General features: G+C 43.2%; 9 protein-coding genes and 1 tRNA gene. 6 read left to right on the plus strand and 4 right to left on the minus strand.

Annotated features, from left to right (window positions below):
- The first annotated feature begins 161 nt into the window (after positions 1-161).
- Positions 162-2,075, plus strand: a complete 1,914-nt coding sequence (speA, locus tag BM378_RS11910) for a biosynthetic arginine decarboxylase (RefSeq protein ID WP_065979330.1) — start codon at positions 162-164, stop codon at positions 2,073-2,075.
- Between the two features lie 3 nt (positions 2,076-2,078).
- A complete protein-coding gene (speB, locus tag BM378_RS11915) occupies positions 2,079-3,002 on the plus strand; it encodes an agmatinase (protein ID WP_036967455.1) in 924 nt (307 codons plus the stop codon).
- Positions 3,003-3,059: 57 nt separating this feature from the next.
- On the opposite strand, the gene BM378_RS11920 is transcribed toward speB, so the two are convergent.
- Complete coding sequence (locus BM378_RS11920) at positions 3,060-4,643, minus strand: LysM peptidoglycan-binding domain-containing protein (RefSeq protein WP_074989269.1); 1,584 nt, start codon at positions 4,641-4,643, stop codon at positions 3,060-3,062.
- A gap of 144 nt (positions 4,644-4,787) precedes the next feature.
- On the minus strand, positions 4,788-5,561 hold the full coding sequence (gloB, locus tag BM378_RS11925; protein WP_074989270.1) for a hydroxyacylglutathione hydrolase: 774 nt from the start codon (positions 5,559-5,561) through the stop codon (positions 4,788-4,790).
- A 53-nt stretch (positions 5,562-5,614) separates the two neighbouring features.
- Between gloB and BM378_RS11930 the strand changes: the two genes are divergently transcribed.
- The gene (locus tag BM378_RS11930; RefSeq protein ID WP_036967464.1) at positions 5,615-6,373 is read left to right on the plus strand and encodes a class I SAM-dependent methyltransferase; all 759 of its coding nucleotides are present in this window, start codon (positions 5,615-5,617) and stop codon (positions 6,371-6,373) included.
- Here BM378_RS11930 and BM378_RS11935 read toward each other — a convergent pair.
- Both BM378_RS11935 and rnhA read right to left on the minus strand, forming a co-directional pair.
- Positions 6,344-7,207 carry an MBL fold metallo-hydrolase gene (locus BM378_RS11935; protein ID WP_036967466.1) on the minus strand — a complete coding sequence of 288 codons (864 nt, stop codon included), beginning with the start codon at positions 7,205-7,207 and terminating at the stop codon, positions 6,344-6,346. The genes BM378_RS11930 and BM378_RS11935 overlap by 30 nt on opposite strands.
- Positions 7,208-7,281: 74 nt before the next feature.
- On the minus strand, positions 7,282-7,752 hold the full coding sequence (gene rnhA / locus BM378_RS11940) for a ribonuclease HI (protein WP_036967468.1): 471 nt from the start codon (positions 7,750-7,752) through the stop codon (positions 7,282-7,284).
- A 68-nt stretch (positions 7,753-7,820) separates the two neighbouring features.
- Here rnhA and dnaQ point away from each other — a divergent pair, with 68 nt between their 5' ends.
- The 3 genes from dnaQ (at position 7,821) to BM378_RS11955 (ending at position 10,089) form a co-directional block, all read left to right on the plus strand.
- A complete protein-coding gene (gene dnaQ / locus BM378_RS11945) occupies positions 7,821-8,531 on the plus strand; it encodes a DNA polymerase III subunit epsilon (RefSeq protein ID WP_036967470.1) in 711 nt (236 codons plus the stop codon).
- Positions 8,532-8,540: 9 nt separating this feature from the next.
- Positions 8,541-9,914, plus strand: coding sequence for a TIGR03503 family protein (locus BM378_RS11950; RefSeq protein WP_083422914.1), 1,374 nt, complete (start codon positions 8,541-8,543; stop codon positions 9,912-9,914).
- Positions 9,915-10,012: 98 nt separating this feature from the next.
- Positions 10,013-10,089: transfer RNA gene (locus BM378_RS11955), tRNA-Asp, on the plus strand.
- The last annotated feature ends 2 nt before the right edge of the window (positions 10,090-10,091 follow it).

A 10,091-nucleotide genomic window follows, 5' to 3' on the forward strand; every position in this document is an offset into this window, starting at 1 on the left:
TGATTCTTCAGCCAATGTAATCTACAACTTAATCAGTTTCTCACATCAAAAATCACTCGTTACGAGTAAAAATACTTGTTGGACTTAAGTCACTATTTTTCTTTTAATGCGCGGCAATACCCTTGCCGATTTTGGCACCATTAAATAAAAGAGAAAGATAGATGAAAGAGACAACATCACTAGAACAAGCTCGCACGAGCTACAATGTTCGTCATTGGAGCCAAGGATTCTTTGGTATAAATGATCAAGGTGATGTGTATGTTGCGCCAAAGGCCCATGCCCCAGAGCAAACCATTGCACTTATCGATATAGCACAGCAACTACAAGACAAAGGTTTAAGTTTGCCGGCGCTTGTGCGTTTTCCTCAAATTTTACATCACCGTGTACACAGCCTGTGTCAGGCATTCAATACGGCGATTGAAAACTATGGTTATCCGAGAGATTACCTGCTTGTTTACCCAATTAAAGTGAATCAACAACGCGAAGTGGTTGAGGAAATTGTGGCAAGCCAAGCCGATGTTGAGAAAAAGCAATTAGGTTTAGAAGCGGGCAGTAAACCCGAACTACTGACTGTTTTAGCGATGGCAGAAAAAACCAGTGCAGTGATTGTATGTAATGGCTACAAAGATCAAGAGTATATTCGTCTGGCACTTATCGGCGAAAAGCTGGGTCATAAGGTTTACATCGTACTGGAAAAGCTATCTGAATTAGACATGGTGCTCAGCCAAGCAAAAGAGCTAAACGTGAAGCCTCGTATTGGTATTCGTGTTCGTTTAGCGTCACAAGGTAAAGGCAAGTGGCAAGCGAGTGGCGGCGAAAAATCAAAGTTTGGTTTATCGGCATCGCAAGTACTGAGCGTGGTAAATCGCTTAAAAGCGTCTGAACAATTAGATTTAATTCAGCTTGTGCATTTTCACTTAGGGTCGCAAATGGCCAATATTCGTGACGTACGTTTAGGCGTGAGCGAAGCGGCACGCTTTTACTGTGAGTTGCGCAAGTTAGGTGCGCAAATAGAGTGCTTAGATGTGGGTGGTGGCTTAGCAGTTGATTACGATGGCACACGCAGTCAATCACATAACTCGATGAACTACAGTCTTAGCGAATATGCGAATAACATTGTTTACACCATTGGTGATACCTGTAAGCAGTATGAGCAACCAATGCCGCGTATTATTTCTGAATCTGGCCGTGCGCTGACTGCGCATCATGCGGTATTGATTTCGAATGTGATTGGTACTGAAAGCTACGAGCCTGAAGATATTCTTGCGCCTGCGGCCGATGCACCTCTTTTATTAAACAATATGTGGACATCGTGGCAACAGCTAAGTGGTGATAACGACGACCGTGCGTTGATTGAAATCTACCATGATAGTCAAAGTGATTTAGCCGAAGCGCATAATCAGTTTGCACTGGGTTTACTTGATTTAACAGAGCGTGCATGGGCGGAACAAGTTAACCTTCGTGTCTGTTATGAACTTAACAAACACATGGATAATAAAAACCGCTTTCATCGTCCAATTATCGATGAATTGAACGCGCGTTTAGCAGACAAGTTTTTTGTGAACTTTTCATTGTTTCAATCTCTACCTGATGCATGGGGTATTGACCAAGTGTTCCCTGTTTTGCCATTGAGTGGTTTAACAGAAGCACCACAAAAACGTGCTGTACTACTTGATATTACGTGCGATTCAGATGGTGCCATGGAGCACTATGTGGATGGCCAAGGCATTGAAAGTACGCTACCTGTGCCTGCATATAGCGAAGAAAAACCATATTTAATGGGCTTTTTCTTAGTGGGTGCTTATCAAGAAATTTTAGGCGATATGCACAATTTATTTGGTGACACACACAGCGCAATTGTGAAAATGGATGAGCAAGGTCAGGCAGAGATCACTGAAATTAACGAAGGTGATTCGGTGGCTGACATGATGCGTTATGTGCATTTAGATGTAGAGAGCTTCCAGCAGTCTTATGCTCAGCTGGTGGCTACAAAACTGCCAGAAACTGAACAGCAAAGCGTGTTAGACGAGCTGCAAGCTGGCTTAAACGGTTACACTTATTTAGAAGAGTTATAAGCAATGTCGACATTGTTTGACCATACAGATCATTCGTTATATTCAAACGGCATGACGTTTTTACGCCAGCCAATGGTGCAAAACATCACTGCAATTGATGCGGATGTCGTGGTATTAGGTTTACCTTTTGACTTAGCAACATCGGGGCGTCCAGGTGCACGACTAGGTCCAGACGCTATACGCCGCGCCTCTGTACACCTTGCATGGGAAGAAACCAAATACCCTTGGACATTCCCATTGTTTGAGCGCTTAAAGTTAGCGGATGCAGGGGATTTTACCTACCCCGTAGGCGACCCTGAGTATTTCACTGCGCAGCTTGAATTAGCGGCTGAGCAAATTTTACGTCAAGGTAAAACGTTACTAGGTTTAGGTGGCGACCATTTTGTGACGTTGCCATTGCTGCGCGCACATGCCAAACAGCATGGTAAAATGGCTTTGGTGCATTTTGATGCGCACACAGACACTTACAGTAATGGTTCACGCTATGACCACGGTACTATGTTTTATCATGCGCCGATGGAAGGGCTGATTGACGTTGACCACAGCATTCAAATTGGTATTCGCACTGATTTTGATCAGAGCAAACATGAATTTGCGGTCATTGATGCTATGGCAGCAAATGACCTGTCGGCAGATGTGATTGCAGAGCAAATTAAAGCGCGAGTAGGGGACTTACCTGTTTACCTGACTTTTGATATTGATTGCCTTGACCCCGCATTTGCACCGGGGACTGGTACACCAGTATGTGGCGGTTTAACCAGTGATAAAGTGTTAAAAATATTAAGAGCGCTTAAAGGCATTAATATGGTGGGTATGGACGTGGTTGAGGTTTCACCCTCGTATGATCAAAGTGAGCTTACAGCCATTGCGGCGGCCACGATTGCTAATGAATTACTGCATTTGTGGGCCTTAAAACACAAATACTAAATGTGAGATGCAAAGAGCGCCCTTAGGCGCTCTTTTTTATTGGCAGTAAGTTTAAACTTAGGCGCTGCGAACATCGACCCTTAATTTTAACCTTTGGCCTGGTTGAATGTATTTTTGCCCAGCCAACGAGTTCCACTTTATAATATCATCCACAGAGACATTAAACTTAGCAGCGATACGTGCTAATGAATCGCCACGGCGAACTTTATAGGTAATGGTGCGCTCGGTCGTTTTAGTCGCTGCAAGCTGTGTTTTTTCATCTTTATACACCGTTAGTGTTTGACCAACACGTAACACTGCATTTTTCTTAAGATTATTCCACTTAGCAAGTTCAGCAATTGTGACATCGTATTCGCGGCTTATGTCCCATAACGTGTCACCAGTGGCTACTTTATGGCTCAGTTTTTTTCGCGTTGCTTTATTCGCAGCCATGCGAACAGAGTCTGGCAGGTGTTGGCCGTTAATTTCGCCATCACTTAAAGGCACTAATAATTGTTGCCCAACACGTATTGTGTTTGATGACAATTTATTGAGTGTTTTAATTGCTCCCGCACTGGTTGAAAACTTTTTCGCAATAACCGATAAGCTATCGCCGCGCGCCACAACATACTGTTGCCAGCGTAAACGATCTTTTTGCTCTGTTTTTGCCAATTTCTCAGAGAAGGTGTCTATTTTATCTGATGGTAATAATAAGAAATGCGGCCCATTCGGATCGGTTGCCCAGCGGTTAAAACCGGGGTTCAAACGGTATAACTCCGTTAAGCTAATACCTGCCATATCTGCAGCGAGGGCTAAATCAATTTGACTTCCTACGTTAACGACATCGATAACTTGTGCATTAATAATCGGTTGCCACTTAATACCAAATTCATCGCTACGTTTAACAAGATCAGAAAGTGCGAGCAGCTTTGGTACGTAAGAGGTGGTTTCTTTGGGCAAATCTAACGACCAGAAATCGGTCGGTAAATGTTTCTTACGGTTCTTTTTAATCGCTCTTAGTAAACGACCTTCACCTGAATTATAGGCTGCAATTGCATTTAACCAGTCACCTTCTAAGGTCTTGTGCAAATAGGATAAGTAATCTAAAGCAGCCCGCGTTGATTGCACGATGTCGCGACGACCGTCATACCACCAGTTTTGTTTTAAATCGAAACGCTCGCCTGTTTGTGGCATAAATTGCCATATGCCTGATGCACTGCGATGTGAATAACCAAAGGGATCAAATGCACTCTCAACAATTGGCAGCAGTGCAATTTCGATAGGCATTTCACGTTTTTCGACTTCTTCAACAATAAAGTAAAGATAAGGCTCGGCACGTTTGGCGATACGATCTAGGTATGCTTGATGGCGTGCATAGTAGTTACGCTCGGCGACAACAGGGCGATTTTGCGGTACATCAATAGACAGCTGGTAGCGAATACGCTCCCATACATCATCAAATACTGGGGGGGGCTCATCAGTATCAGCTAATTGCTGATACTGTGCGTTGAGCATCAATGCATCATTGATGTCACTGGGGCTTGCACCTGCAAGCTGTTGCTCAACACGGTTGTCATTATCTGACCCAGCAGTGTCAGTTGCTGTTAATTGACAGCCACTCAAAACCAGCGCAAGCGTTAAAACTAAAGGAGACTTATACATACATACCCATACATCAGGTAAAAAAACTCGGCGAATATTACCTGCTCAGAGAACATATTGCCACTTTATGACCAATTTATGTCAGCTTATTTTTACAACGTACTGATCTAAAAATACAAAATTGTAACCAAGATAATACACGTTTTAAAAATTATCTTTCCACGCCCTGAGACTAGCAAAACGTTGCCAAGGTTCATTTAAGTTAAAATTAACTTTTAGCGTGTCGGGTAACTGGTCAGTTATGTGGGGCAAATGACTGCGTAAAAATGGATTTAGCTGTTTTTCAGTGGCGATGGTGGTGGGCAGACTGATGTCATCATTCGCTCTTAATGCGTCTATTTTATCACTGTACGTCAATAATGCTTCATTTGTTGGCTCAACCGCCTTAGCAAACGCTAAGTTGGCTTGCGTATATTCGTGGGTACAGTAGATTTTACAGTCATTAGGCAGCGATTTAAGTTTACATAACGAATGCCACATTTGTTCTGCACTGCCTTCAAATAAGCGGCCACAACCAGCACTAAAGAGTGTATCGCCCGTAAAGCTCAATTCATCATTAACATAACAAATGTGATCCAAAGTGTGGCCAGGTGTAGCAAGCACTGTAAATGTGCGATCATAAACCGTGACTTTGTCTGCTTCTGAAAGCGGATGATTAATCCCTTTAAACGGACTGTGTCTTGGCCCGTAAACGGGAATGTCACGGTTGGTTTTGAGCAATGGCTCAACACCATCAGTGTGATCATAATGGTGGTGTGTAATTAAGATACCTGCCAAGGTGAGGTTATGCTCATCAAGATACCGATTGACAGGGTCTGCTTGGCCTGGATCAACGACCCAAGCGCTTTGTTGGTCATTATTTACAATGCACCAGATATAATTATCAGAAAAGGCTTTAATTGCTTTAACTTGCACCATGTTTAATTGCTCTATAAAGTGACAGTTAAGATACAGTATAACGAGCTCAGAAAATGAAACCAGCCCTTAGTTTTCAAGAAGGTCCTAAGCCGTACTCGTGGCAGCAGTTCCCTCATGGGGACTATTTGCGTGCTGAAATTGAAAGAAAGTTAACACCTTGGTTGCCACGCATGTTTGGTTACCACATGCTTAAATTAGGTAATTTAAGTGGCGAGCTTGCTACGAGTGAGAGCCCCATTAAGCATCAGGTTTGTGTTGCTGAGCCGGGCTTATTTACCGGTGTTATTGCCGATGTTGATGAACTGCCTTTTTATGAGCACAGTGTCGATGCGTGTATTTTATCTCATTGCTTAGAGTACCATTCTGACCCGCATCATATATTGCGAGAAGCACACCGTACGCTGATCCCAGGTGGATACATTGTAATAAGTGGTTTTAATCCATTTAGTTTATGTGGCCTGGCTCAATTGTTGCCGTTTAGCCGTCAAAAGCTGCCTTGGACGGGGCGCTTTTTTACCCCTTCACGCGTGAAAGACTGGCTGAATTTATTAGGGTTCGAAATTATTTCTGATGAGCGATTTATCCATTCGTCGCTTGCACGAGGTAATCGATTATCGCGATTTGCGGCATGGCGTCGCTTCGGTAAACATTACTTAAAGCCCATGGGCAGTGTCTATTTACTCGTGGCACGCAAGCGAGTAGCACCACTGACGCCAATTAAACCTAAATGGCACGCAAGACCTCAATTTTCACCTGTAAAAGGCGCAGGTCTTCGCCAAACATCAAAGCAGCACTGTGAGCGGGATAGCTAAATAGTGCTGTTTGTCATCGCTTTTAAGCGGGTACTGGCCAGCGCGAATATTTAATTGAATCGACGGATGCAACAATTTTGGCACTGCTAACGTTGCATCTCGGCTTTCACGTATTGCAATAAAACTCTGTTTATCACCTTTTAAATGCTCGTTTTGCTCTCGCTGTTCTTTAACCGTTGTTTTATACGCGAGTGCTCGGCCGTCGGGTTGATAGTCGTGACACATCCAAAGCACGGTATCATCCGGCAGTGATAAAATACGTTGTAAAGAATCATATAACTCAGCCGCACTGCCGCCTGGGAAATCACAACGTGCTGTGCCGCTGTCTGGCATAAAGAAAGTGTCGCCAACAAATACATTGCCATTTATGTGATAACACACGCTATCAGGGGTGTGGCCGGGGGTGGCAATAACATCGACTGTAAATTCCCCTAACTGAAACTGTGCTTTATCAGCGAATAGTTGCTCAAAGGGTTCGCCATTACATGGCATATCAATATTATAAAGCTTACTGAAATGTGCTTGTACGTGAACAATGCCTTCACCGGTGCCCAGTTTACATGGGTGAGCGTGTTGCAGTTGCTGTTTAATATAGCTTGATGCGGTAATGTGATCTGCATGAGCATGTGTTTCGAGCAACCACTGTAATGAGAGCTTATGCTGCTTTATGTAGGCGATAATTTCATTGGCAGTGCTAAAACTTAATTCTCCACTTGGCATATCAAAATCAGCTGGTGCATCAATAAGTAGGCAGTGTTTGCTGTGTTCACACCATACTAGATAGCACAAAGTTGCGCTTTGTTGATGAAAAAAAGAGTGAATGCGCAGAGCCATAATGAGTCCTTAATTATTGTTATAGCTAAATCTTATAACATATAACAAAAACTTTAAATGCTCTGCGTTAATTTTTAACTTGCTTCGTCGTAACCGGTGTCTTCAAGTAGGGCATCGCCACCTGCTGCTTCACGGGCAAGGTCATCAACGAGTTCATTGTATTTATTCCCGCTGTGACCTTTTACCCAGCGCCACTCAATGGTGTGTCGTTGGCAAGCTGCATCAAGGCGTTTCCACAAGTCGACATTTTTGACGGGTTTTTTGGCTGCGGTTTTCCAGCCTCGTTTTTTCCAGTTTTCAACCCATGACTCAATACCTTGTTTGACATATTGGCTGTCGGTAGTAAGGATAATATGGCAGGGGCGGGTTAATGTTTCGAGTGCAACAATGGCTGCGAGCATTTCCATCCGATTATTTGTAGTAAGGGTATATCCTTGGCTTAATTGCTTCTCATGACCGTTATACCGCATCACTGCGCCATAACCTCCTGGCCCCGGATTACCTAAACATGACCCATCGGTGTAAATCTCTACGGTTTTTTGCACTGTTTTACCTTGATATTATGTACAATAAAGTGATTATAGAAAGATACCAGAGTCAGGCTTAAGACGATATGGCACATAGACAAATAGTTTTAGATACAGAAACCACGGGTATTGACCCAAAGCAAGGCCATCGGATTATTGAAATCGGGTGTGTAGAGCTTGTAAATCGCCGCCTTACTGGCAACAATTTTCACGTGTATATTAATCCACAGCGTGACATTGAAGAAGAAGCCATCGATGTTCACGGTATTACTAATGAGTTTTTACGTGATAAACCGTTGTATCACCAAATAGCGCATGAATTTCTTGAGTACATAAAAGGCGCAGAACTTGTCATCCACAACGCGGCGTTCGATATCGGCCATATGGATAATGAGTTTGCGCTGTTGAATCAGGGCTATCCGAATACTGAAGATGTCTGTCAAGTTCTTGATACCTTGAAGATGGCGCGTGATTTGCATCCTGGTCAAAAGAATAACCTTGATGCGTTATGTCGTCGTTATGATATTGATAACTCAAAGCGAACCTTACACGGCGCATTACTGGATTCCGAGATTTTAGCCGACGTTTACCTCGCCATGACAGGTGGGCAAGTTAAGCTAAATTTAAATCAGAATAAAGATGAAGGTTCAGAGCAACAAATGGGTGGTATTCGACGCGTGAGCGCTGATAGAGCGCCACTGGTTGTATTAAAGGCCACAGAGCAAGAGCATGCCGCTCATGAAGAGCGTTTAGACTTGGTCGCAAAAGGCGGTCAATGCTTATGGCGTGCAGAATAAGGTAATAAAATGAGAAAACAGCTTCTAGCAGGATTAGTGTGTGTATTGCCCTTGATGGGACTTGCCACTGAGCAAGATAAAATAACCCCGTTACAGCGTGACGGGATTCAAAATGAAATTCCTCTACTAGATAACCGTTTTCGCATTGATCACAAAGTTGATAAAATTACGTTATTATTTTTCCGTAAACGCGGTGCACCCGCCGTGGTGCTTGTACGCCCAGATGGCAGCAAGTACTACGCGACTGACTCGGTGAAGAACGCCAATTTAGACTGGCATGATGAACTAAGCTACGATTTGATCACCATCACAGACCCGATGCCTGGCCCTTGGCAAGTCGTTGGCAGTATTTTGCCAGACAGTCGAGTAATGGTATTAGGCGAAATTGAATTACGTGTAGACCCTCTCCCTCCCATGTTGTTTCGTGGCGAAACCATTAAATTAACAGGCCGAGTACTCAATGATGGTAAGCCAATTGAGGTGGGGCAATTTCGAGATGTCATAAGTCTACATGTTGATTTTGTAAGTACCAATAACAGTGACTTCGCTAATTTTGGAGCGGGCACACAAAGTGTTACCGATTTTAAAGATGATGGTCGTGGATTTGATGAGCGCCCCCTTGATGGTGTGTTTACCGGGGAGTTTAAATTAGTCTTCCCAGCAGGGGAGTGGCAACCAGAGTTATATATAGAAACACCTATATTAAAACGCACTGTAGTACAAAAGCCGATTGTTGTTCATGAGCCTCCTTTTAGCTATGACATGGCATTAGCAAAGCAAGATACCGATGAGCATACCTTAACGATTACTTTAAACCCTGAAATCGTCAAACCAGAAACAGTGCTTATTCAAGGTAAAATCTATTACCCCAATAATGAAGAGCAAATGTTTTCAATTGATGCTGATAAATCTCAAACCAGAGAATTAGCAATCAAAAATTATGATTGGGGTCGATACAGTGTCGAGCTATCGGTGTTTGGTAGCAATATAAATGACCGTGAATTTATGGCGACGCTGCCGACGTATAAATTTGAAATTGAACGACCCATTGAGATTGTACCTGAAATTGTTCGTCCAGAAGTCGATTTAGCAGCGCAAGCTGAGCAGCAAAGAATCCTAGAAGAAGAAAAAAAAGCATCCACTGTGCTAATGGTGACACTTATTGTTGTTGGAAATTTAATCGTTCTTCTATTAGGGTGGTTAGCCATTCGTATTTTTGTGCAAAAGAAACCACTTAAATTCAAATTATCGTTACCGTTTTTAAAGAAAAAAAGCTCATCTGAAAATGTTGAGCAAGCAACGAATGAAAATGAAGTTGGCAAAAATGGTTCAAAAAATGACAAATCAGGTGAAATTTTAAACCTTTCGATGTCAGATGACTAAAAAACCTGTAAAAATACAAAAAAGCCCTTGACGAACCAGAGGGTGATTCGTATTATTCACGCCGCTGTCAGGGGAGACTCAGTCAGCAACGAAATTGTGGAGTGGTAGTTCAGTTGGTTAGAATACCGGCCTGTCACGCCGGGGGTCGCGGGTTCGAGTCCCGTCCACTCCGCCAAT

This window comes from Pseudoalteromonas lipolytica (assembly GCF_900116435.1).
Taxonomy (GTDB): Bacteria; Pseudomonadota; Gammaproteobacteria; order Enterobacterales; family Alteromonadaceae; genus Pseudoalteromonas; species Pseudoalteromonas lipolytica.

Excerpts from the sequence above, each read along its gene's own strand:
- speA (WP_065979330.1), top strand. The coding sequence starts at position 162 with ATGAAAGAGACAACATCACTAGAACAAGCTCGCACGAGCTACAATGTT.
- speB (WP_036967455.1), top strand. The coding sequence starts at position 2,079 with ATGTCGACATTGTTTGACCATACAGATCATTCGTTATATTCAAACGGC.
- BM378_RS11920 (WP_074989269.1), bottom strand. The coding sequence starts at position 4,643 with ATGTATAAGTCTCCTTTAGTTTTAACGCTTGCGCTGGTTTTGAGTGGC.
- gloB (WP_074989270.1), bottom strand. The coding sequence starts at position 5,561 with ATGGTGCAAGTTAAAGCAATTAAAGCCTTTTCTGATAATTATATCTGG.
- BM378_RS11930 (WP_036967464.1), top strand. The coding sequence starts at position 5,615 with ATGAAACCAGCCCTTAGTTTTCAAGAAGGTCCTAAGCCGTACTCGTGG.
- BM378_RS11935 (WP_036967466.1), bottom strand. The coding sequence starts at position 7,207 with ATGGCTCTGCGCATTCACTCTTTTTTTCATCAACAAAGCGCAACTTTG.
- dnaQ (WP_036967470.1), top strand. The coding sequence starts at position 7,821 with ATGGCACATAGACAAATAGTTTTAGATACAGAAACCACGGGTATTGAC.
- BM378_RS11950 (WP_083422914.1), top strand. The coding sequence starts at position 8,541 with ATGAGAAAACAGCTTCTAGCAGGATTAGTGTGTGTATTGCCCTTGATG.